24 protein-coding genes and 4 pseudogenes are annotated in these 20,411 nt (G+C 67.7%); 8 read left to right on the top strand and 20 right to left on the bottom strand.

Annotated features, from left to right (window positions below; all coding sequences use genetic code 11):
* Nucleotides 1-6: 6 nt before the first annotated feature.
* Together ABZ833_RS41530 and ABZ833_RS41525 are read right to left on the bottom strand one after the other, a co-directional pair.
* On the bottom strand, nucleotides 7-315 hold the full coding sequence (locus ABZ833_RS41530) for a hypothetical protein (protein ID WP_361058471.1): 309 nt from the start codon (nucleotides 313-315) through the stop codon (nucleotides 7-9).
* Nucleotides 312-611 (bottom strand): DUF6313 family protein, encoded by a 300-nt coding sequence (locus tag ABZ833_RS41525; RefSeq protein WP_361058469.1) that lies wholly within the window; start codon nucleotides 609-611, stop codon nucleotides 312-314. The genes ABZ833_RS41530 and ABZ833_RS41525 overlap by 4 nt, the downstream gene beginning before the upstream one ends.
* 387 nt (nucleotides 612-998) lie before the next feature.
* Here ABZ833_RS41525 and ABZ833_RS41520 point away from each other — a divergent pair, with 387 nt between their 5' ends.
* From ABZ833_RS41520 to ABZ833_RS41510, 3 genes are all read left to right on the top strand, one after another.
* Nucleotides 999-1,139: a hypothetical protein gene (locus ABZ833_RS41520; protein ID WP_361058467.1), complete on the top strand. Its 141-nt coding sequence runs from the start codon at nucleotides 999-1,001 to the stop codon at nucleotides 1,137-1,139.
* A gap of 101 nt (nucleotides 1,140-1,240) precedes the next feature.
* A complete protein-coding gene (locus tag ABZ833_RS41515; protein WP_361058575.1) occupies nucleotides 1,241-2,917 on the top strand; it encodes a hypothetical protein in 1,677 nt (558 codons plus the stop codon).
* Between the two features lie 188 nt (nucleotides 2,918-3,105).
* Nucleotides 3,106-3,312, top strand: a complete 207-nt coding sequence (locus ABZ833_RS41510; protein ID WP_361058465.1) for a hypothetical protein — start codon at nucleotides 3,106-3,108, stop codon at nucleotides 3,310-3,312.
* A 12-nt stretch (nucleotides 3,313-3,324) separates the two neighbouring features.
* Here the strand turns inward: ABZ833_RS41510 and ABZ833_RS41505 are convergent, their stop codons facing one another.
* The 4 genes from ABZ833_RS41505 to ABZ833_RS41490 form a co-directional block, all read right to left on the bottom strand.
* Nucleotides 3,325-3,627, bottom strand: a complete 303-nt coding sequence (locus ABZ833_RS41505) for a hypothetical protein (RefSeq protein ID WP_361058463.1) — start codon at nucleotides 3,625-3,627, stop codon at nucleotides 3,325-3,327.
* A 19-nt stretch (nucleotides 3,628-3,646) separates the two neighbouring features.
* Complete coding sequence (locus ABZ833_RS41500; RefSeq protein WP_361058462.1) at nucleotides 3,647-4,165, bottom strand: hypothetical protein; 519 nt, start codon at nucleotides 4,163-4,165, stop codon at nucleotides 3,647-3,649.
* A gap of 167 nt (nucleotides 4,166-4,332) precedes the next feature.
* Entirely contained in the window at nucleotides 4,333-4,548 is a 216-nt protein-coding gene (locus ABZ833_RS41495; RefSeq protein ID WP_361058460.1) for a hypothetical protein, read from the bottom strand.
* 220 nt (nucleotides 4,549-4,768) lie between these two features.
* Entirely contained in the window at nucleotides 4,769-5,218 is a 450-nt protein-coding gene (locus ABZ833_RS41490; RefSeq protein WP_361058458.1) for a hypothetical protein, read from the bottom strand.
* Between the two features lie 37 nt (nucleotides 5,219-5,255).
* On the opposite strand from ABZ833_RS41490, the gene ABZ833_RS41485 reads away from it, so the two are divergent.
* Nucleotides 5,256-5,633 (top strand): hypothetical protein, encoded by a 378-nt coding sequence (locus ABZ833_RS41485; protein ID WP_361058456.1) that lies wholly within the window; start codon nucleotides 5,256-5,258, stop codon nucleotides 5,631-5,633.
* 564 nt (nucleotides 5,634-6,197) lie between these two features.
* Here ABZ833_RS41485 and ABZ833_RS41480 read toward each other — a convergent pair.
* The 3 genes and pseudogenes from ABZ833_RS41480 to ABZ833_RS41470 form a co-directional block, all read right to left on the bottom strand.
* A pseudogene (locus ABZ833_RS41480) lies at nucleotides 6,198-6,443 on the bottom strand (transposase); the annotation flags it as partial.
* Between the two features lie 124 nt (nucleotides 6,444-6,567).
* Nucleotides 6,568-7,203 carry a DUF6461 domain-containing protein gene (locus tag ABZ833_RS41475; protein ID WP_361058454.1) on the bottom strand — a complete coding sequence of 212 codons (636 nt, stop codon included), beginning with the start codon at nucleotides 7,201-7,203 and terminating at the stop codon, nucleotides 6,568-6,570.
* An 84-nt stretch (nucleotides 7,204-7,287) separates the two neighbouring features.
* Nucleotides 7,288-8,229, bottom strand: a complete 942-nt coding sequence (locus ABZ833_RS41470; RefSeq protein WP_361058452.1) for a hypothetical protein — start codon at nucleotides 8,227-8,229, stop codon at nucleotides 7,288-7,290.
* A gap of 831 nt (nucleotides 8,230-9,060) precedes the next feature.
* Between ABZ833_RS41470 and ABZ833_RS41465 the strand changes: the two are divergent.
* Nucleotides 9,061-9,596 (top strand): annotated as a pseudogene (locus ABZ833_RS41465) (ATP-binding cassette domain-containing protein); the annotation flags it as partial.
* 196 nt (nucleotides 9,597-9,792) lie between these two features.
* Here the strand turns inward: ABZ833_RS41465 and ABZ833_RS41460 are convergent.
* The 8 genes and pseudogenes from ABZ833_RS41460 to ABZ833_RS41425 form a co-directional block, all read right to left on the bottom strand.
* The gene (locus ABZ833_RS41460) at nucleotides 9,793-10,620 is read right to left on the bottom strand and encodes a hypothetical protein (RefSeq protein WP_361058450.1); all 828 of its coding nucleotides are present in this window, start codon (nucleotides 10,618-10,620) and stop codon (nucleotides 9,793-9,795) included.
* The gene (locus tag ABZ833_RS41455; RefSeq protein ID WP_361058573.1) at nucleotides 10,617-11,522 is read right to left on the bottom strand and encodes a helix-turn-helix domain-containing protein; all 906 of its coding nucleotides are present in this window, start codon (nucleotides 11,520-11,522) and stop codon (nucleotides 10,617-10,619) included. The genes ABZ833_RS41460 and ABZ833_RS41455 overlap by 4 nt, the downstream gene beginning before the upstream one ends.
* Nucleotides 11,523-11,524: 2 nt before the next feature.
* The gene (locus ABZ833_RS41450; protein ID WP_361058448.1) at nucleotides 11,525-11,740 is read right to left on the bottom strand and encodes a hypothetical protein; all 216 of its coding nucleotides are present in this window, start codon (nucleotides 11,738-11,740) and stop codon (nucleotides 11,525-11,527) included.
* A 527-nt stretch (nucleotides 11,741-12,267) separates the two neighbouring features.
* Nucleotides 12,268-13,083, bottom strand: a complete 816-nt coding sequence (locus tag ABZ833_RS41445; protein ID WP_361058446.1) for a hypothetical protein — start codon at nucleotides 13,081-13,083, stop codon at nucleotides 12,268-12,270.
* Between the two features lie 351 nt (nucleotides 13,084-13,434).
* A pseudogene (locus tag ABZ833_RS41440) lies at nucleotides 13,435-13,608 on the bottom strand (Tn3 family transposase); the annotation flags it as partial.
* Nucleotides 13,608-13,778, bottom strand: a pseudogene (locus ABZ833_RS41435) (DUF4158 domain-containing protein); the annotation flags it as partial. The pseudogenes ABZ833_RS41440 and ABZ833_RS41435, both read right to left, overlap by 1 nt.
* A gap of 1,176 nt (nucleotides 13,779-14,954) precedes the next feature.
* A complete protein-coding gene (locus ABZ833_RS41430) occupies nucleotides 14,955-15,491 on the bottom strand; it encodes a hypothetical protein (protein WP_361058444.1) in 537 nt (178 codons plus the stop codon).
* Between the two features lie 8 nt (nucleotides 15,492-15,499).
* Nucleotides 15,500-16,060, bottom strand: coding sequence for a hypothetical protein (locus ABZ833_RS41425; RefSeq protein WP_361058571.1), 561 nt, complete (start codon nucleotides 16,058-16,060; stop codon nucleotides 15,500-15,502).
* 176 nt (nucleotides 16,061-16,236) lie between these two features.
* On the opposite strand from ABZ833_RS41425, the gene ABZ833_RS41420 reads away from it, so the two are divergent.
* Together ABZ833_RS41420 and ABZ833_RS41415 are read left to right on the top strand one after the other, a co-directional pair.
* On the top strand, nucleotides 16,237-16,803 hold the full coding sequence (locus ABZ833_RS41420) for a hypothetical protein (protein WP_361058442.1): 567 nt from the start codon (nucleotides 16,237-16,239) through the stop codon (nucleotides 16,801-16,803).
* 146 nt (nucleotides 16,804-16,949) lie between these two features.
* A complete protein-coding gene (locus ABZ833_RS41415) occupies nucleotides 16,950-17,171 on the top strand; it encodes a hypothetical protein (protein WP_361058440.1) in 222 nt (73 codons plus the stop codon).
* Between the two features lie 80 nt (nucleotides 17,172-17,251).
* Here ABZ833_RS41415 and ABZ833_RS41410 read toward each other — a convergent pair whose 3' ends face one another.
* Nucleotides 17,252-17,908, bottom strand: coding sequence for a DUF4145 domain-containing protein (locus ABZ833_RS41410; RefSeq protein WP_361058438.1), 657 nt, complete (start codon nucleotides 17,906-17,908; stop codon nucleotides 17,252-17,254).
* A gap of 230 nt (nucleotides 17,909-18,138) precedes the next feature.
* Here ABZ833_RS41410 and ABZ833_RS41405 point away from each other — a divergent pair, with 230 nt between their 5' ends.
* Entirely contained in the window at nucleotides 18,139-18,363 is a 225-nt protein-coding gene (locus ABZ833_RS41405) for a DUF6207 family protein (protein WP_361058436.1), read from the top strand.
* Nucleotides 18,364-18,384: 21 nt separating this feature from the next.
* Here the strand turns inward: ABZ833_RS41405 and ABZ833_RS41400 are convergent, their stop codons facing one another.
* Both ABZ833_RS41400 and ABZ833_RS41395 read right to left on the bottom strand, forming a co-directional pair.
* A complete protein-coding gene (locus tag ABZ833_RS41400) occupies nucleotides 18,385-18,735 on the bottom strand; it encodes a hypothetical protein (protein WP_361058434.1) in 351 nt (116 codons plus the stop codon).
* Nucleotides 18,736-19,144: 409 nt separating this feature from the next.
* On the bottom strand, nucleotides 19,145-20,305 hold the full coding sequence (locus ABZ833_RS41395; protein WP_361058432.1) for a helix-turn-helix domain-containing protein: 1,161 nt from the start codon (nucleotides 20,303-20,305) through the stop codon (nucleotides 19,145-19,147).
* Between the last annotated feature and the right edge of the window lie 106 nt (nucleotides 20,306-20,411).

Below are 20,411 nucleotides of genomic sequence, written 5' to 3'. Positions count from 1 at the left end.
GGTGGATTACAGCGGGGGTCGCTTTTGCTTGCGGCAGATGGGGCAGCGGTAGTTGCGCTGGGTGTTGACGGCGAGGAGGAAACCGATGGCTTCGTTTTCGGCCCGTCGCACGATGTCTGTGTCACCGAATTGCGGGGGTGCTGCCGGCCCCATGATGGACTCGATCAGGTAGGTGAAGTGCTTCTCCGCCCATTTCCAGTCCGGTTCAGGATTCGGCCCATCGCCGCGCCTTAAGGGGTGGCGAGCGCCGAAGGCGGTGACTGCGGCCTTGACGGTGTCGCTGCCCTGTTCGTACACCTCGTGAAGAGTGATCACTGGCCGCTCCCGGAGGGCGGGGGCGGGCCAGGAGGTTCGGACAAGCGGTGTAGTTCATCCAGGACGTCGCTCAGCTCGCGTGCATGGTGGGCTTGGATCTGCTCGGTGATGACGTATCCGGCGGCGGCTCCGATGATCGCGGGAACGGCGGCCCAGCCGGTCAGCGACAGTGGCCAGGCGCACCATTGCGGGCTGACGTCCGCGGGCGATGTGATGCCGGTCAGCACGGTGTATGCGTTGACCCAGCCGATCAGGAACCCGTTGAGTATGTACAGGGCACCACACGCCGTTAGCACGATGGCGCCCCGGCTGAGCAGCCAGTAGCCGAACCGGGGTAAGGCGTGGCGGTCGGCCCAGCGTGCCCGCAACCGTTGCCGTCGGCCAGGTGGCGGGGGCCCGCCGGGCGAGGGCTCAGGTGTAGAGGACACACCGCCCACAGTAGGGACTCGACATCCCCTCGGGCAGGTGAACGGACATCGGAGGTGCTGGTCACCGTTCACGTCGTCTGATGGTGTTCTGAACCCACACCGTGTCCGTCCCGCCGTTGGTCTGAGCCCGGCTGGTCCCTGGCGTCAGCGCAGGAGTTGGCTCGCGGCCCAGTGCGCGCATGCCGCAGGGCGGGATCGGAACCTCGAGGAGAAGCCCTGGACTGACACGAACGCGCCAGCGCCGACCACTAGCTGGTGGCCGACGACATCGACCGGTACGGCGAAACGTCGGCACGCTGCCTGTTCACCGGGGCGTTCGTCGCCCAGCTGCCCCCGGTGTGGATTTCACCATGCGAACTGGACCTCGGACGCTATCTGGATGCTGAACTAGGCTGATGGCACGATGAGTTGGACCAATCGGAGGGGTCTTTTTGCATCGTGACAGGCGGCAGATCCAGACGGCAGTGCTGGGCAGCGCGGACTCGGAGGAGCCGCTGATGCTGCCGTTGGAGGCGATCGAGCTGGACGCGTTTCGCCATCGGCACGAGCACCACACGTTCTGGTGCGGGCTGCTGCTGGGCGGCTGCGGCGGCCAGTTGACGACCAAGCTCTACACCGACCGGGTCTGCCACTTCGCCCATCACCCGGATCCGGACGGTCTGCCGCAGGTGTGCGGCCGCCACGCGAGGGGTGTGGCCAGCGCCGACCACCTGTACGTCAAGTCTGCGGCTGCCGCCTGGCTGCGCGGCCGGGGCGAGCAGCCGCGTTTCGACTACGCCCGGCCCGGCGGAGCGGCGATCGGCTCCGTGGTGGATATCCAGTGGCGCCGCGGCGGACTGCGCGTGCACCTGGATCAGGCAGTGACGCCGGAATGGGATGTGGGTACCGAGCCGGTCCTGGGCATGTCGGTGTCCGTGGACCGGGACACACTGATCCGCCGCTGGTACATCCACCGCATCCGCTTGGAAAGTGAAGGGACGGCCCGCCGGGTGCGCATCGGCACCGAGGCGTTCGCCCGGCCCACGGAGTGGTTCGCTCTGGACGAATGTGAGATGACGGAGCGCGGGCTCTCCACGCCGGCGGTCGAACGGATCATCCACGCCCACCGCACGCCGCCGCCGTCGCGGTGGACGACGGGCAAGGCCAAGAAAGCGCCGACTGCGCAGGTGCGTGCGCGGACCCTGATCCGTCGTCTTGCCGACGCCCGCAGGCTGGGATCGGTGGTGGTGGCGAGCCGGGTCTGCAGGGAGATAGCCGCGCTGAAGCTGACGGGGGTGGAGCAGGCCACCCAGGCCGAGCTGGCGGCCGCGGTGGAGGAGGCCGACCGCTGGCTGGAGGAGCAGGCCCGAGCGCGCCGCGCTCTCTTCTCCCGTCTGAACGATGCAGTGCACACGCAGAAGACCAAACAGGTCCGCGACCTCCTGGTCCGCGTCAACGCGACCGCCAGCCAGGGCCGCACGGAGGCTGAAGACGCCATCGTGGAGGCAGCCACCGACCACGTCGCCGCTCTCGTCCCCCGACGGCAGGCACAGGCCGCGCCGCGGCGCGAAACAGGCATCGGGTCGCGGGCCGCTCACCAGCGGGTCCGCAATATCCTCGACAACCTTCGCCGCCGTGACGTCCTGGTGATGACGGATGAGGTCCGCGACCTGGTGAAGGTTCTCCTCCAGGCGGCAGCCGAAGCCGGAACCCACGTGGCTGACAAAGAAGCGGGAGAAGTCGCCGGCTGGCAGGAGCGCGCAGGTCTCGCCACGTTCACCCCCGCTGGGGGAGTAGCCGCGGCGCGTGCGGCCGCCGCGCAGCGTATGAAGAACAAGCAGGAAGCCGCCGGGGAAAGGCCGAAGCAGAAGCGGTCACGGCCCGACCGGGTGGCACGCCGCTTCTGGATCCAGAACAAGTGCCCGCGCTGCCACGCTGGAAGGGGGAAGAACTGCGTCAACGACACCCGCTCCGGCACCGGTGAGGTACGGAAGGTGCCTCACGCTGAACGGGTGAAGCCGATCGTGGAGGAACGCAAGGGAAACGTCGGCAAGCGTCGGTTGCGGGCGACGGACATCACCTGCCCCGACTGCCGCAGGCCCCCCGGCTCCCCATGCGCGTCACCGAACGGCGGCGCGCACCGTTCCCGCGTAGAGCGGGCACAAGCACGCAACACGAAGAATGCCAGGCCGTGACACGGCAGCACCTTCGACCTGCAAACTCCCTGGCCGTGTGGGCCGCGCCTGGCGAACCCCCGCTGTCGTACGCGCCGTAAGGCGGACCCGTCCTTACCGTCCCTGACAGCGGCGGGAGCCCGCCCCACGACGCCATCCCCGGTGAACGCGAGGGCACCGCGCGCCAGTGGACCCAGGTGCGCAACGGCGTGGACGGCGTGATGGACCTGGTCCTGGAGCTCGCTGCCGACGAGGACCAAGCGCACCCGCGGACCAGGGAAGAAGCCGCGACCTGCCTGCTCAGCCAGCACTGCCCGCCCCACACCGACCCGACCTACAACGGTGTCCTGGAGCCGCTGTTCCGGCTGGCGGAGGAAGTGCCCTACGACATCAACCGGATCATCAGTCAGAGCTGAGGCCACGCCGGTTCAGGCCCGCGGCGGCGCCGCACCGGGCAGTCGGCTGGCGAAGTCCCCCCCCCACTGCTCGATGGTCCACACGGCGACGCTGGAGCGGTCGGTGGACATCCGAAGCCACACCTCGTCGCCGCCGGGCAGGAGCGCGACCTCCAGGTGCGCCTCGTCCCATGTGCCCACTGGGTACATCCACTCCAGGTCGTCGTTCGGCCAGGTCCGCATCGCCACCGTGCGCACGCTCAGTGCCACCGCGAACGCATCCAGCGCGCTCTTGGGGATCCGCACTTCGGCCGGCTCCCGCTCGATCCCTGCCACTCCAGGCCCCTGTCCTGCGTCAGTCCTGCGTGGTGCCCATGGAGTCGAAGGTCTCGCGCATCACCTGGTCGATGGTGCCCGGCTTGTCGACCAGGGAGTCGAAGAGGTCCGCGAGCAGCCACAGCACAAAGCCGTGGACCATGGCCTCCTTCGGCTCGATCTCCCCGAACCGGTCGCGCCAGGCCACGGTGTCCATGCCCATCGCGGCGGCCATGAGGACTCCGGTGGCCATCGGTACCTGCTCCGGGTCGGCCATCTCAAAGGTGGGCAGCTTGCGGATCACCGCGGGGATGAGGTCGTTCAGCGGATCGAGCTGCTCCCCGCCGCCGGGCGGCTCGCCGATCAGGTATCCGGTCAGGACGCCCACCAGGAACACCGTGCCCCGGGAGACCTCCTGCCGTCCGACAGAATCCATTGCGGCCTTCACCCGCTGCTGCGCCTCCTGGCGCTCCTTGGCGGGCGTCCGCTTCTCCAGGACCCGGTAGGTGTCCCATGCCGCACGGACCGCCTCATCCACCACCACGCCGTCGCTGCTCATGCAGGTGACGGTAGGCGAGGCGACGTGGTCCGCGAAGGCATTGGGAGCAACTGAGACTCCCGCATCCGGTGGGGACTTGTAAGGCTCACAGGACGTTTCCCCAGGTGGGCGGGGTGGCCTGTGAGGGTGTGAGGCAGGTGTGCGGAGTTGGAGCTCCGGCCCCTCATTCAGCGCCGGATGTGCATACGGATGTGCACGGTGCCGCCAGCGGCGAGGGCGCCGGTGCCGATTGCGATGACCGGCGCGAGGTACTCGGTTTTCCCGGTTGCCGCGAGGACCGCCACGGCGATGACCGTGGCGAGCAGGGTTAAGGCGATGATCCAGTTCAGGGCTGTTCGGGCGGGGCCGGTCCGAACGCGCCGCGAATGATCGAGCTGCGTCATGGAGCGTCTTCTCCTCATCGGGTTCGAGCAGTTGCTGGGGTGCCAGGGGCCCGGCGGCCTGCCCATCGAAGCCGGACCGGGGGCGCAGCGGCACCCTCGTGGCTTCCCGGAATCGGTCAAAGTGGCCAAAGATCCACAACGGGGCCGCCGGTCGGCCCATCGAATCCCGTGAGCGCCGACCGTGAACACCCACTACGGGGCGCGGACCCCGTCAAACCCGTCAAAGATCCACAACGGCGCCCGGCGAGCCGTGCTCCCGCACGCCCTGGTGGCGGCAGCCGTCGCGCAGGAGGGCGTCATGGGCACGGACGGCGAGGACCAGGAGCACGTCGTCGAACCGGCGCGCGCACTGCTCACCGCGGCCCGGGCCCGGGAGATGACGGCAGGGCTGCGCAGCGCGATGGACGACGTCCGGCGCTCCGTCGCCGTCCTGACCGCCCGGGTCCGAGCCGCACACGCGGCCCGGGTGTGGCTGCCGCTCGGCTACCGCACCTGGGAGGCGTACTGCGCAGCGGAGTTCGGCATCAGCCGCGCCCAGTCCTACCGGCTCCTGGACGTCGCCCGCGCCCTGGCCGCGATCCACGAAGCCGTCACCGCCGGCGCCGGGACGTCTCGCGTGCGAGACACCGGCCCGGCCGCCGCGGCTGCGCTCGACTACGGACTCTCCCAACGGGCCCTGATCGCCGTCTCCGGCCGCACGGACCCCGTTGCTGACCCTGATCACCCGCCGCCTCGCCACGCTCGCCCACAGCGGCCTCCAGGACATCGACGCCGCCGCGATGCGCGCCGTGGTCCGCCAGGCCATCCGCGACGTCCGCAACGCACCGCAACTGGCTCCCGTTGCACCGCCGACGGATCCGGCGCTTGCCGCGTTGCCCGCCGCCGTCGACCAGCTGCTCGCCAGCTCCCACGCGATGGGTGAGCTGATGCTCGAAGTCGCCCCCGCGTACCCCTCCGACACCGAGGCCGCCGAAGTCCTGGAGCTGCTGTGCGAGCAGATCGGCGAACCGCTGGACCACGGACTCGCAGCACGCCGCTACGCCCTGACCGGTGACCTCCGTGCCCTGTCCGGGACGGTGTTGTAACCGCTGCTGCTCGTGCTCATGGTCGTGGTTGCCGGGTGCAACACACGGCGTCAGGAAATGCGGCGCAGCATTTGCATGGGCCGGGCGGGATAAGGGTGCTGCTCGTGCAACGGGCCCACCCGCTGTGTGTGGATCCGGTGCGCGGCGGTGCCCTCGATGGCGAGGGGAGGGATCAGTGCGCGCGTGCGGGCAGGTGGATCACTGGTGCGGAGGGGTGGAGCAGTGAGCCGAGGCCAAAGGCTTCCGACAGCGTGGTGGGCACGTTCCGGGGGCTCGGTGGGATGTCGTTTCGCCTCCGGACGGCCACCGCCTCGGACACCACGATGATCCGGAAGTGAACAGCCACAGCAACCGCCGCCACGAGACTTCCCGGTCCCGCAGCCACACCACCGCACGCTCTCCAGCATCGACCACCCCCGGAAGACGCCCCCGAGAGCCCCGGAAACTGCCACTCAGCCCCGGCCGGACCTCAGACCGCCCCCGAAAACTGCAAGATCCCGCCTGATCGACTCGATCGGACGGGATCTCGGGAAGCCAACCTGAACGAACTCAAGAACTTCCCCGCCACACGTCGGCCTCGTTCCAATCCCGGAGTCTGCGCCAGCACGTCACCCCAGAACCGAAGCCGAGCTCCTGCGGCAGGTGCTCCCACTGGATCCCGGTGTGCGGCACGTACAAGATCCCGCACAGCACCTCCCGGTCAGGCAACGGCTTCCGCCCCAGGTATCGGAAGCGCCGCTCGCGCTGCGGCAGCAACGGCCCCAGGCGATCCCACAACTCATCGGGCACGATCCACGGCGCAGTCCCCACACCGAGCCGAACGCCCAACTCCCGTCCCGGACATGGCCAGCAGGCCAGGTCCACCTCATTGTGTTAGCCCTTGTCAGTCACCCACAGACCCATGACTGTGAACTGCTACCGTTTCGGTCAATAGTTAGTAGACTCCGGCGATCCGTATAGCTAGCAAGCGGCCAGCGTCCGCCTCTGCGGGTACGGCACAGTGCAGTTCTCGCTGAATTTTCCGAATCGCGTTTTCGTAAGCCTCTGAGCGTTCCCCATTTTCGATTACCTCCCGGTATCCGGTGAGCGCATCAAGAACTTCGGTTCGCTTCCCATAGTCATGCTCAGGAAAGAGCGGGTCAAAGGAGGAAAGGATCTCCTGGTTTTCCGCGTACGAGATCCATGCAGAGCTTGTCTCACTCAGTCTCAGAGAGAGGGCGACTGTGCTGCGTGAAACAGCTTCCAGTATTTCCTCTCCTGCGAGATAGGGGCCCTCGGATTCGATGATGAAGGACCAGTGGTCGTGGGCGCCAGCACGCAAAAGTGGACCACTATTATCGAGTACACCGCTAGTGTGCAGCTCATCCAGGTTCAGGTCTGGAAGGTCTTCCTCTTCAATGTCTTCCCCGAGCGCCTTAACAGCCTCCGCCTCGAGTCGATTCAAGAAGATCGGATGAATTTGGCCGCCTGCTACCCTGGCTAGAAGCTCGGCAGGAGAAACACCTTTCACGAAAAGAGCACAGTATCCGGTTTCGTAGAGTTGCGAGTTCGGGAATATGTCGGTGCTCACGGCGATACCTCATTTGATTAACTAACCGCTGAATGGTCTGGCACCACCGAATTACGGTGCCAGACCACACACTTCAGCGCCGGGCTAATTGTTGCCAGCGTCCACCCAGTATGCGTCGCCCTCTATGAGCCGCCACTCTGTTGTCTTTCTTCCAAGGTCGCCGCCTACGCCCTCATTCTGTACCTTCGGCATGCTGGCGCGGGCACACTTTGCGTCTGCGGGAGGCATCTTGCCTTGGTTGAGTCCAGGCCAGGTGAGGGACAGGTATTGCTTGCCGTCGATGGTCTGGGCGACAACAGAGTACTGCTGGCAGACCGCCCCAGAGGTGACCCCTAGACTCCTGCCGCTCTCCTTCGACTTTGCAAACGGCCACTCGTCACACTGAACTGGCGGGGGAGTGCTCGAGCTAGGTTTGAACGTACTGTCGCAGATGACATCGCGGTTCTTCTTTGCGGCAGCATCGTCCGCCTCTCGGTGCAGAGGCTTACCGTGGCCTTCCCATCCCGGGTGAGTTGCCATGCTTGCCTGGACCATACCGATGTACTGACGAGCTTCCTTGTACTTGTCACTCACCACGAAGGTGGGGGTGAACGCCGGTACGATACAACCCGCGTACTTGCTAACTTCGTTGTCGCACCGCACCACGTACTGGCCGCGGGCTGGCTCCCCGCCTTCTCCCCACTCCGTCGTACCGGAGCTTCCCCCGATGGTCACGGTCAGCGCGTAGCCAAGGAGGAAGGACTTGTTCTTCTGGTTCCCGGTCCAGGAGCGAGTCCATGTGCCGTCGATTGACCCACCGACAGTAATCGGTCGCGGAATTCCCCACGGCGCTGAATCCTGCTTACAGCTGGAGTCGAGCGAGCAAATCGCCTCCACCTTCACTGTCATGACACTTGCCGTGACGTCAGCAGCCTTGAGAGTAAAATTCATGTACTCGGAGAACTCGACGGATGAGTTCTTAGTGTCGATCTCCTGTTCGACGGTGCCGTAGGCTTTGCCCAAGATCATGCCCGTAGTGGTGTCCATCAGGACGATGACAACGCCGCGCCGCGAACAGATTGAGGTACGCGTCACGTAGGCTTGATTCTCTGCTTGATCTCCGCACCACACGACACTTTTCGCGGATGAGGATGACGGCCCTTCCCTCTTTGCCAGCTCCCGCGGGCTCTGCCATTCGAAACATACGGCTCGTTTTTGACCGGACTCTCTGAGGCGCTTCAGGCTGCGCTTTGTCTGAGCGCAGTTCGACTGCTCCGATGCTTTATCTGATTCAGGAAGAGCATGGAACTCGGATAATTCAGCGCGTATGTTCCGGGCTGAGGTCTCGCCGGTTTGTGATCCACCGACTGTTGCGGATATCGATCGCGTCGAAGGATTCGTATCAGCGCTGGCCGCGATAGGCGTCAGCAACGCAATGATCGACGCTGCAACCACCGCCAGAGATCTTCTACTTCTGGTGCGCAAAGCCCCCCCCAGGTTTTCGTGCGGACATACGCGTCCGCGTCGACGGCTCAGATAAACACGGCGTAATCACACCGTCAACGATCACTTCCGGACAGTGAGCGTTTTCAGACTGGCTACCGCTGGGGTGACGGCAGCGATGGCGCAACGCACAAGGCACCCGTGCCGTTGAGTGAGGTATTGGAAGTCTCAACTCATCAGCGCAGGTGCCTCGTTGGGCCCATATCCTGCCGCAGTCGACCTGCCGACCTACATCTCGGGGGTCCGGGCGGCGGAGCTGTGCGGCGTGCTAATGACCGACGTCCACTGGGAGAACGGCCAGTGGGCCGCTTCCTCGTACGCGGAAAGGGCTCCAAGGCGGCGACCTTGCCCGGCATATCGAGGACGACCGGCAGTTCCGGGGTGCACCGCGGCGACTTCACGCTGGGGCCCGTCGCACTGCAGATCGACCGGGCCGACCGCATCGCGATCACCGGCGCGAACGGCTCGGGCAAGTCGACGCTGCTGGCCGCGCTGCTCGGCCGCATCCCGCTGGACACCGGCCGTCAGGCGCTGGGCTCCGGCGTGGTGATCGGCGAGATCGGCCAGGCCCGCGAGCTGTTCCACGGCCCGATTCGCTGCTGGACGCCTTCTGCGCCGCCATACCCTCGATGGAGCCCGCCGAGGTGCGCACCCTGCTGGCCAAGTTCGGCCTGGACACCGAGCACGTGCTGCGCGACGCAACCACCCTCTCACCCGGCGAACGCACCCGTGCCGCGCTCGCCCTGCTCCAGGGCCGCGGGGTGAACCTGCTGGTGCTGGACGAGCCCACCAACCACCTCGACCTGCAGGCCATCGAGCAGCTGGAGTCCGCCCTGGACACCTACGACGGCACGCTCCTGCTTGTCTCCCACAACCGCCGCCTGCTGGAAGCCGTACGCGTCACCCGACGGCGCCGTCATCGACACCCCGGTGTGACACGCACCCAGGTCGGCCGCCAGACACGCTCTCCGACTGCCGCTGGCCTCACTTACCTGACGGCCAGCCGGGGGGCGCCTGGCCTCCGCTCCGTTGAAGCCGTGACCAACTGAGGTGAAGAGCAGAACTGGCGTCCGTCCAGGGGCGGGGAACGCGCCGTCCAGGTGAGGGTCATGACGACGCGCAGATGAGTTTGAGGTCCCAGTCGATGCGGCGCTGGGCGGAGCGGATGGCAGTGCCGCCGCGGTGGCGGGCGGGCAGGGGGTCTGGATCGGGGTGGAGGGCTGGGGAAGGGGTGGGGGTTGGTGCCCCGGGGGCGGTCAGGGAGCGGATCCGGGCGAGGAACTCGGGTTCCGGGAGGGGAAGTTCCAGGTCGTCGTCGACGAATTTGATGGTGGACACGACGTAGTCCATGACGGCGGCGATGACGGGCTGGCGGGCGCGGAAGCGGCGGTCGGGTCTGAGCCTGCGCAGGATTCGTAGCGTGGTGGGCAGGCTTGCGGGCTGGTCGATGACGGGGAGCCGGCCGGGCGCGGTGCGGACGTGTTCGTCGGGTTCGGCGGCGCCGGGGATCTGCTGCAGCCACCAGGCGGCGGCGGTTTCCTCGCCCTGTGAGCGGTGCTGGAGGGCGAGGCAGTAGGCGGCGGTGTGGTCGCCGCCCCCCGCGGCGAACTGCCACCAGAAGCGGGCGGCGTCGGGGGCGTGGCCGAGTTGGAGGAGGCAGCCCAGGACGCGGGCGGCCTCTGGCTCGGCGGGCAGGGTGTGGGTGAGGAAGCCGTGGCTGAGGGTGTCCAGGGCGGCGCGGGTGACGGCGGTTTCGCACAGGGTGCGCAGGTCTGCGCCGGCCTGGCGTCCCCGGTCGTCCCGTGCGTGGCGGCGGGCCGGCGCGTGGATCCAGGGAGCGGGCGCAGGGCTGTGGGGGCAGCGGGCTCCGGGAGCGGTGTGGGGGGAGTCGATGAGGCGGGCTCGGGCGAGAAGGTTATCGATGGGTGAGGTCACCGGGGTCCCTCCGGGGTGGAGCGGTTGGGGAACACGCAGTCGTTCAGGCTGCGTTTGGCATGGCGCTCGGTAGAGCGGACCACGCCGACGGACCGGCCCAGGACGGCGGCCACGTCGTGCTCGGGCAGGCCGCGCAGGTACATCAGCACGACCACGTCCAGCTGATCGGACGGCAGACGGCGCACCGCCTCGAACAGGTTCATGGACTCCGTTACCTGGTCGAACTCGCAGGCCGGGTCCTGGGCCTGGTGCACGGCGACGGAGTCGAAGGCGGCGTCCACCAGGGCGGGGTAGCCGCCCGGATGGGCCGTGCGTTCCAGGACGGTCTCGCGCAGCACCCGCCAGGCAAACTGCTCGGGGTTCTCGCTCGAGAGCGCCATGTCCCAGACGACGAACAGCAGGAAGAACGCGTCGTTGACGGTGCGCTGCGCGTACGCCGCATTGCGCAGGAAGGTATGGGCGTAGTCGAAGTAGGTGTCGCGGTACAGCTCCTGGAAGGCGCTGAAATGCACGGGCCGCTCGCTGTCCGGGTGCGGGAAGTCTTTGGCGACACAGCTGTTGATCCACACGGTGCGCTTGTTGAGCTCGAGCGCGGCCAGGACCCACAGGCCGCGCAGGACGACGACCGAGGTGTCGGGCAGGGCGAGGGCGGTCAGCAGGGCGCGCAGGCACTCCCAGCGGGGGTAGCGGCCCACGGCGCGCAGCAGTTCGCTGATCTTCGACCGGGACCAGCCCGTGCTGCGGCCGAGCTGGTCGAAGGTCATGCCGCTGGCCTGGTAGGACTCGCGCAGCGGCTCCAGCCAGGCCCGGTGGGCGTCACTCGCGTCAGGGTCGATGGGGCCCAGCTTGCGGCCCGGCCTGGCTGGCGCCGGGCCGCCCGGACCGGTCGGCGGCGTCGGCATGGTCACCGCTGGCGCTCCTCACCGTCGCGCAAGGCGGCGGCCGTGCGACGGGATTCGGTGTGCTGGGTGTAGGCCTGCAGGATCTGCTGGACGCCCAGGGCGATCGAGGGGATGAGGGTGATGACCGCGGCGGCGGTCTGTCCCAGCGCGGTCATCACCGCGCACAGGGCGACGAGTGACACGAGCGCCGTTACGACAACGGCAGTTCTGCCTGTCATGGGCTTCCTTCTGACTGCGGTTCCAAGTCCGTGGGCTGACTCCTCGGACGTTTGCCGCGTCCCCCAGGTCGAGAAGCCAGGCATCAGCATGGAACGCGGAAACCCGCGGCGAGGTGGCCATCGGTGATCCGGGAACAATGCGGGCGGATACTGGCGGGGCAGAACGGGCGATTTGGTGTCGCCTTTCGCGCGTTCGTGCGCGCCGTGGCCCGGAAAGGGCAATGTTCCCCGTTCCGCTTGCGCCGCCCTGGTGCCCCACGGCCCAATGGAGAGGGAAAGGGGAGCGCGTCACCCGCGCTCCGGCTGCAGGATCCCTGTCCGGGACACGGCCCCCTTGTTTGCCGCGAGGGGGCCCATCAGCCCCCCACGCGCGCGGGCCGCTGACGGGCAGACGCTCAGGTGCCCTGGCCCCGGTCACGCCACCGTCCGGTGAAGCGTCCTGGATGGCAGTGGTCCGCGGCTCCGTGGGCTGCGGACGGGCGCCTGACCCGCTGCCAGCTATTGGTCCGCTGGCCGCATCTGCGGGTTCAGCCTGAAGCGGGCAGGGACGCCAGCCTGTTCAGTTCGGTGCTGTACTTCATCAGCTCGGGTGAGACTAGGTCACCACCCTCGACGATCTCGCGCGCCGTGCGCGCCAGCTTCTTCACGCACTCTGGTGTCGTGGCGCCGGGGCCTTTACGCATGGCGTCCTCTGCCGCCTCGAGCACGGAATCCGAGCCCTGCGGGGTCATGAGGATCACCGGGTCGGTCGTGAGGCGGCTCTTGTCGTCCGCGGTGAGGGTAAGGGTGAAGCGGTAGACGTTCGGCAGGCCGCCGTCAACGAAGCTCTCAGGGCCCATGGTGAACCCGATGCGCTGGTTGTCGTGCGGCGGAACCTCGAACTTCAGCGGCCGCCTCAACGTGAACGGTGTGCTGCGCCCATCAGGGACCTTGATGTCGTACCGGGCCTGGATCGACGAGCCGCCCCCGCCGTAGGGGCAACCCAGCTTCGTGACCGCGCTGATCACGAACTCCGCCTGCGTCACCAGCACTTTGTTGTCGGATGGGTTGCGCAGGGCGATCGACAGCATCGAGGACTCCCAGCGCTCAACGACCCCGTGCGGCTCACCCGCATAGGTCCAGTCGGCCGCGATGTCCTTCTCCCGGGCAACGTCCACGTCGGACAGCTTCAGCTTCGGCTCGGGAGGCGGCGGCTGGCACCCGGGGAAGAATCCGAACACCAGGCCCAGAACCGCGACGAGGATCGCAACAACACCTCCCGCCAAAGAGATCACCGCCTGCGGTTTCTCCAGGAACGCCTTGTCCCGGTCATCTGCTGGCCCCTCGCCCTGCTGACCTCGCATCGTGCCTCCGTCGTGTCACCGGCAAGATCAGCATTCACGACAGGCTCACGCGCTCAGGCGCGCCGCCCTGCGGCCCGACTGGCTCGGATGCCGCTCCGTGGTGTCGCAGCGGTCGGTCAGCGAAGAGCTCCACCGATGGCCCGCGGCCGCGGAGCGTACATCTGGCTCTGACCATGCAGAGATCACGTCACGGGGTGCGTGACTGCGCTGGAACAGGCCCGCTCGGCAGGCAAGTTCACTCCGGTCCATGACGCGTGGTGGGCGGCGGCCTGCAAGGCCCACGGCGACCGGGACGGCACCCGGGCGTTGATCGAGCAGGACGTCGTGCTCGCGCTCCTCGGCGGGCAGGGCCCGCAACTCCTCGACTGCGGCGTCGAGATAGCGGGTCGTCCACAGTACGGCGGCATTCAGCACGAAACCGAGCGCGCCGAGCTGGTCCTCCTGGCCCGTCTTGTACGCCTGCATGATCTGCCCGCGCTTGCCGTGGCAGATGTCCCGGGCGAGCTTGTGGCGGGACTCCTGCACGGCACGTCCAGCGGCTCGTCCACCAGAAACCGGCCGACATACCGGACGGTGCACATCTGCATTGCGAACCCCAGCTGATGCGCCGTCGTACGGCGCAACGCGATCAGGTCCCGGTCCACGTCGTCCAGGAAGAAGAATCGCTCCAGCTCCGGCCGCGTCGGCTCCTCCACGAACCGTCCGTACGCCGCCGCTTGCTTCGCCTGCCTGCTCCTACGGGCCGGATGCTACGAAGGAGCCCAGTTCTGGTGGCAGTTCTCCGCCGGTGCCGGCAACGCAGTGGCCGCACAGTGCCTGAACCTCTACCACCTCAGCCGCGGCGTAGTACGCGACGCCCACTTCTGGGCACACCAGGCCCTCACCCGCTCCGACCCGCCCACCCTGCGCGCCCCCACACCCGGCAGCCGGCCACGGCGTCGAGCGAAACCCGTCTTCCCCAGCGGCTGCGGGACGCCGTACGCCGCCTGAAGGTCGACGCCTTGGAAGAGTTCGGCATGGGACGCGTCCCCCGCCCCGATTCCCAACTCGCCGACCAGGTCGAAGAACTCGCCGACGTCCTGTAGATACGCAAACGCCCCGGCTGGACGGAGGGAGGCCAGCCGGGGCCGTAGGACAAGGCGAAGAGGTCGGCCGCCTCTCGGCGAATGGGACGATACGACCGAGGGGGACGACAGGGCTCCCCGCCGCCCTCCACCTCGCGGTCATGTAGGAACTGTCAGGCGGGCCAAAGGAGAAGCCACATCTACTGACCGCAACCGTACGGGTCTGCTGGAGGTCAGGACGGCCTGAGCGGATGACGCAGACCATCACACAAGCATAGGGTGGATCATGCTCGCATTCATATTGTCGGTCGTCGTTCTGCTCTTCGTCGGCGGCTGCGCTTGCGTCTTCTGGGCAGCGCGGGGCGACGCTCCTCGTTGGGCACGTGGTGTGGCCCAGGCGACGTTGTTCGTAAGCGATCTGGCGCGCAGCTCAAGCCGGGGTTCCCGCTCGCAGCGTGGGAGCTCGGGCGAGTAGGCGCTGTCCAGCGGACCGGCGGACGGCGTGGTGGAAGGCGAGTTCGAGCAGGACCTTGATGGCGGTGAGTCCGGCGAGTTCGGCCTCGGTGCGCAGCAGGTGAGCGTGTCGGGAAACGAGCGATTCCGGCACTGTGCGGCGTCTCAATCGGTGCCCACGCGGGGATCAAGGCGGAGCCGCGGGAGGAGCCTTGGCGACAGCCGCCGGCCGAGGGCGACCGCTGTACGTACATCGCCCAGTGGGTGGCGGTGAAGACCCGGTGGGGCCTGTCCGTCGACCCGAGCGAGGAGGCCGCCTCGCCGAGAACGTCACGCGCTGCGCGAACGTACCGGTCAAGGTCCAGCTCGCTCGCTAGGCGACCTCCTGCACCAGCTCTCGGGCGTCGCGAGCATCACCAGCGCGTTGAAGACTTCCTCGCGGTAGAGGTGGCGTCGCTCAGGGATGTCAGGGCGCCGTTCGACCTTCTGCTGCCACAGCGACTCCTGCGCGGAGACGAGCTGTGCCTCGGCACGTTGGAGGGTGGGCAGGCCACGCCCAGCGAAGTGCACCCCGACCATCGCCAGCAAGGACATCAGGAGCAGGCTGCCGCAGATCAGGTCGCCCAGTACGAACCGCCCCGGGTCGCCTGTGTTGAGCGTGGCGATGCCCGTGCCGATGACGGCCGTGAGTAAGGACAACCAGCTGACGGCCGCCCCGGCCCGCCAGATGCGGTCCAGCCGCCGACGCCGGGCCAGCTCCTCCTGCGCGTCGATGACGAGGTTGGTGGTCACCACGAAGATCCGTTCGTCGGCGTCCCGCTTGCGGGCACTGATCAGTTCCTCCGCGTCCCCGATTCGGCGGGGCGCGTCGTCGTCGAAGTCCCGTGCCACGGGCGGGGTCAGCGGGCGAACGCTTCGGTCAGGCGCACGCTGTAACCGTCCTCTTCCATCAGCACGACGGTGACGCCGAACGGGTCGGGGTGGTCCAGCTCGATGGGAGTGAAGGAGAAGTTCACCGCGGCCTGGATCGGCGGCACCAGTTCGCCACTGGGCTGTGACGCGGGGACTGGCCTCCAGTCGGGGGCGACCGATGCCCAGCCCTCGGGGCTGCGCGCCAGGAGCTGCTCGCTGTAGGGGAACCGGTGCAACACGTGCCCGCCCTGGGTGGCGAGCACCATGTTCAGGCACGGCGCCGGGCCGACGATGGGCAGCTCGCAGGCGGTGGCGACATCATGGGTCTCCCAGGCGAGGACGACCTCGTCCGCACCAGCGGCTGCGGCGATGTTCGCGAGCTCCGCGATCCCGGTGAGTGCGTCCTGGCCGACCCTGAGAGGACGGACCCAGATCAGCCCGACCAGCTCGCCGCGCACCAGGGGCATCATGAGCGGGCGCGGCACCGTGCCCTCGCCCAACCCGGCGGTGTACGCGCTCTTCACCACGCCGACCAGTCCGTCCCACATCCGTGCTTCCACGGAAGCCCCCTCCGTCTACCGATCCGATCACCGCACCCTGCCACGGGGGTTGAGGCCGTGTCAGCGGGATGATCAGCCAGCTCCTCAACGCCGGCTCCTGGTCAGGGGCAGCCGGTACAAAGGCCGTCTGTCCGACGACACCCACATCGGTGGAGACTCGTTCGATGGACGCAGGTGTAGCCGCCGTACTCGGCGCGGCAGTTGGGGCAGTTGGGACCGGGTTAGCAGCCCTGGCCAGCGGTTGGCTGGGAGCCCGGAACGTACAGCAGCAGATCATCGCGCAGCACATTCAGGCAGATCATCAGCGGCTTTTCGAGCACGCCCGAGAGCGTCGAGAGCCGCGAAGCCAGGCGTATGCCGAACTCGTCACCCAGACCCAGACCGTCGGCAATCTAATCAGCTCGATGAACAGCTCTGGGGACTACACCCCGGAGAAGGTCCGCGCCGCCCTTGAGGAGATCACCAAGACTCTCCGGGCCCGTGCTCGCGTCATGGTTGAAGGCCCCCTCGAGGTCGCAGTCAGCACCGAATACCTGATCGAAACCATGTGCGACTTCAGCGACCGGCTGAGGAGTCTGGCCTCCATGCCCGGAGGTCCCCCAGAACTCCAAGCAATCCCCCGGGAGGCGCTGATCGAGCAATGCAGCGAAGAACTCAATTCACTCGCGGAAGGTCTGGAGGCGTTCGTGGAAGCCGCCCGACAGGCACTGGACGCCGACGGCGTGACCTAGTGCCGAATCCGGCAACGCCGACCGCTGCCGTGAGCGCCACAGGTTCGCGTCGTCGTAGCCGGGCAACGGCTGTGCCGACCAGGGGAGAAGCCCTGCTTCTGTGTAAGCGATCCGAAGCTCAGGCGCTTTCCGGCGATACTCGCCAGATGAGCGATGAGAGCCGCGAACCGAACGTCACCTACAGCGCCCCGGTCGGGTCGGTCGACCTGAACGCGTTCAAGCAAGACGGCACCTCGCATGAGATCTGGCCCTGCAACGACTGCCTGCCCTGGCACGCCGAAGTCGTGCGCGTCGACGGCGAGGTCCTCCTCAGAGAGTGGCACGCCGTCGACTGCGAGCAGTTCCAGCGCCTCGTCTTTGACGACTGATCACCTGCGCTTGCTGGTCACACACGTGCCGGAGAGGGATCCAGCGCTCGGGACAGGCACTGGGCCAGGGTTCGTGTCGACTACTTGGAGTTGCGTCCTTCGCGGGCCTGGCGGCTCTGTTTGAGTTTCAGTACCTTGGCCGGCGCCTGATAGACCTCCTGCAAGATCTCATCCATCAGGCTGACGATCGCCTGCGCGTCCTCCGGAGGCATGGGTTCCTCTCCCAGATCGCCATGCGCGATCTCGTTTCCGCCCTCGCGGATCTCATGAGCCAACTCTCGGGTGAACTCCCGGATCAGATTCTGCTTCGCCAGCTCGTCGATCTTGGCGACGAGAGGGCCCTTGACGACTCCCTTGTCCTTCGCTGTAGCCTCGACAACTGCGCGAGCCAGGGCAACGGCCCCGCGGTAGGCCTGAATGGACAGGCACGCATGTGCCTCACTTGCCGTGCTTGCGATTTGCTCAGGCACGTCAGGGAACGCAGGGCGGTTTACCTTGGCGGGCAACCACTCCAGCTTCATCTCGATCAGCCGCCTGGTGACCTCCGTTCCCACCGAGGAGGGCCTGTCCACCAGGCCGACGCCAATCGACAGAGCCCGACACTCCTCACTGGCGCACCGGAACGCCTGCGCGTACGGCACCGCATTGCCGTACTCCCGTCCCGGCATCCTGGACGGATCTCCAACAGGGGTCATGTGAGTCAGGCGGCCACACCAGCCGCACGTAGTGCTTGCCATGCGGAGACGGTACGGTGCCGGGCCTCGCCGGGTGCGGGAAATTCGATCAGGCGGGCTCGCCGTGGTGCTTCAGCGCGGAGCGGGCCTTCATGTGCTCCTGGGCGTCCCCCTCGGCAGCGGGTCCAGCGCTCTGCGCGGCGTCGGCCACGAGGCTTTCCTGGACGTCCCCGGACGGGTGAATCCGCCAGCATGCGCGAACTCCCAGGGCCGGTCCGGGCGTCGGTGCGGGCATGACCCCGCGCCCCGTGTATCTGAACCATCCCGGCCTGGCTCGCATTACCGTGGCGGCTGCGGACGAGCAGACTGCTCTGGCCGTAGCCCACCGGCTCATCGACCGTCACAACCTCACCGGCGCCTCCGCGCCCTACCGGGTGCCTGGTGAGGACGGCGTCCATGTGTGCATGTACGGGGACGCAGCGCCGCTGCCCGCCGATTCCCAGACGACCAGCGAGTGACGGGGCTTCGTGCGGAGCGCGCTAGGCGGCCGTCTCTTCCGAGTTGGTCGGCGCCTCGTGGGCGTGCTTGAGCTTCATGCGTGCCGTGACCAGATCCGGGCCAGAGAGGGTCTCCCAGTACGCGTGCTCCACGATCACCGCGGCGAGCTCGAGTTCCCGGGCGCGGAGGCGGTCCCATTCCTGCTGTTGCTCCGGCGTGTATCCGGGCGAATCCGGTCGCTGGCGAGGGCGCCACAGGTTCGCGTCGTCGTAGCCGGGAAGCGGCTGCGCCGACCAGGGCAGGCGCGCTGCGAGGGCTCTGAGCTCGGTCTGCGTCTGCGCCAGTTCCAGCTGCGCTGCAAGGAGGTCGGAAGGAAAGTCGGGATCTGCCACAGCCCAGAATGATATGGGAGTTCGAATCTGTTGCCGCGCGGCCACGCCGCCGGGCAGGGTTCAGGGTTCTGGAACAAACGGGCTTGGTTCGACGTTCATCTGCATGTGGCTGCGGAGGGGACAGTGTCCCCGGGCCCACACATAGCCCATGGGGACGATCGTTCGGCTGAAGCCCCATGGAGCCACTCGCCGAGAGGCGACCGCCCTCCGCGTGCCACCACCTTCCGCCCCGGCTGGTCTCCCCCGTCCAGCCGGGGCTTCGTCATGGCTGAACACGGACGCCGTCGGCGTCCAGCGAAGCGCAGAGCTGGCGCCGCAACGGAACCGGGCGGCGCCGCGGACCTCGGTGTGCTCGCCGAGGCGGACCAGAGGCGTGTCCAGACCGACTGACGAGGCGGGCGGCCGGTTGCTATGTGGTGCGGGCCAGGAGCCGGGCTTTTGCGCGCTGGCGGGAGTCGGAGTCGTTGAAGGCGCTGCCGAAGGAGACCAGGAGATTGTTGACCTTCTGGTCGGTATGGGGCGGTGCGGCGGGGGTGGTCGTCTGTTGGTGCCTCTCCCACAGGGGGCGGAAGTAGGCGGGTTCGCCGTCCAGGGCCTGGACGAGCAGCTGGACGTCGGGCCATTCGGCGTTGTGGCTGCCCTCGAGGAGGGCGTTGATGGTGTGGGAGTCCAGGAGGCCTCCGCTGGCGGTGGCCAGGTCCTGGGGTGCGGGGCGGTCTGCCAGCGCGTACATGGTGCGCAGTGCGGCGTGGAGATCGCTGTCCTCGGGTGCGGATGCGTTTTGTCGGACGTGTTCGCTGTGCCAGACCTGGCGCAGTACCTGGGCGTCGGCTCCGAGCGCGGAGCCGAGCTTCTCGGTGAGGCGCCAGGTGGGGAAGCGTTCGCCGCTCAGGACGCGGCTGAGGTAGGACGCGGAGCAGTTGACGCGCAGTCCCAGCTGGCGCAGGGGGATGCCGCTGACGCGCTGGAGCTGGGACAGGACCGGGGCGAGCCGGTTGGCGGCGCGCTGTGAGCGCAGGGCCGGGGCCGGGGGCATCGTGTCCTCCTGGTCGTTGGAGGGGGCGGCGGGTTGTTCGGCCGGGGGCGGGGCGGTGGGCGTCGCGGGGGTGATGTAGCGGGCGAGCTGCTGCTCGACATGGCGTTCGTGGTAGACGCGGCGGGCGGTCTCGGGGCTCATGTGCAGGAGGCGGCCGAGCAGTTGCCAGGGGGTGCCGGTGGCGCGGGCTCGGGCGATGAGGCCGGCGGTGAGGGCTTCCATGCGTTCGCGCAACTGGTTGGCGATGTCGACCAGTTCAAAGGCTGCGACATCGTCGCCTGCCATGAGGCGGACCAGGTGGCGCATGTCGTCCTGTCCGTCCAGGGCGAGTTCGCGCAGTTCCTCGTGGAGGTCGGTGAGGCGGGGCGGGCCGGTGGCCGAGGCGCCCCCGCTCTTCTTGGCGCGCTCGCGCTTGCGGTAGTCGGCCTGGCGGCAGGCTTGGCCGCAGAAGGTCGCCTTGCGGCCGCGCTGTTTGAGAGGGAAGGGCGTGCCGCAGTACGGGCACGTGGACCACGGTTCGCTGGTCCGGTTCACGGTGAGGGGTCCTTTTTTTGAGCCCCGGGTGGCAGGGGGTCTGCCTCCGGGGAAGCGAAAAGGGGACGGCAATTCCGTCACGCCAGCGGTGGGATCCAACCGTTTC

Origin of the sequence: Streptomyces sp. NPDC047525, from assembly GCF_040643025.1 — a bacterium.
GTDB lineage: Bacteria > Actinomycetota > Actinomycetes > Streptomycetales > Streptomycetaceae > Streptomyces > Streptomyces durmitorensis.
Note: the sequence above shows the minus strand (reverse complement) of the source record. Positions and strands in the feature narration are given on the sequence as shown.

Coding starts and splice junctions, on each gene's coding strand:
- ABZ833_RS41500 (WP_361058462.1), bottom strand. CDS start 4,165: ATGAGCAGCGACGGCGTGGTGGTGGATGAGGCGGTCCGTGCGGCATGG.
- ABZ833_RS41495 (WP_361058460.1), bottom strand. CDS start 4,548: ATGACGCAGCTCGATCATTCGCGGCGCGTTCGGACCGGCCCCGCCCGA.
- ABZ833_RS41455 (WP_361058573.1), bottom strand. CDS start 11,522: ATGCCGACGCCGCCGACCGGTCCGGGCGGCCCGGCGCCAGCCAGGCCG.
- ABZ833_RS41450 (WP_361058448.1), bottom strand. CDS start 11,740: ATGACAGGCAGAACTGCCGTTGTCGTAACGGCGCTCGTGTCACTCGTC.
- ABZ833_RS41515 (WP_361058575.1), top strand. CDS start 1,241: ATGCTGCCGTTGGAGGCGATCGAGCTGGACGCGTTTCGCCATCGGCAC.
- ABZ833_RS41420 (WP_361058442.1), top strand. CDS start 16,237: ATGGACGCAGGTGTAGCCGCCGTACTCGGCGCGGCAGTTGGGGCAGTT.
- ABZ833_RS41445 (WP_361058446.1), bottom strand. CDS start 13,083: ATGCGAGGTCAGCAGGGCGAGGGGCCAGCAGATGACCGGGACAAGGCG.
- ABZ833_RS41425 (WP_361058571.1), bottom strand. CDS start 16,060: ATGTGGGACGGACTGGTCGGCGTGGTGAAGAGCGCGTACACCGCCGGG.
- ABZ833_RS41415 (WP_361058440.1), top strand. CDS start 16,950: ATGAGCGATGAGAGCCGCGAACCGAACGTCACCTACAGCGCCCCGGTC.
- ABZ833_RS41410 (WP_361058438.1), bottom strand. CDS start 17,908: ATGGCAAGCACTACGTGCGGCTGGTGTGGCCGCCTGACTCACATGACC.
- ABZ833_RS41405 (WP_361058436.1), top strand. CDS start 18,139: ATGACCCCGCGCCCCGTGTATCTGAACCATCCCGGCCTGGCTCGCATT.
- ABZ833_RS41470 (WP_361058452.1), bottom strand. CDS start 8,229: ATGGACACCACTACGGGCATGATCTTGGGCAAAGCCTACGGCACCGTC.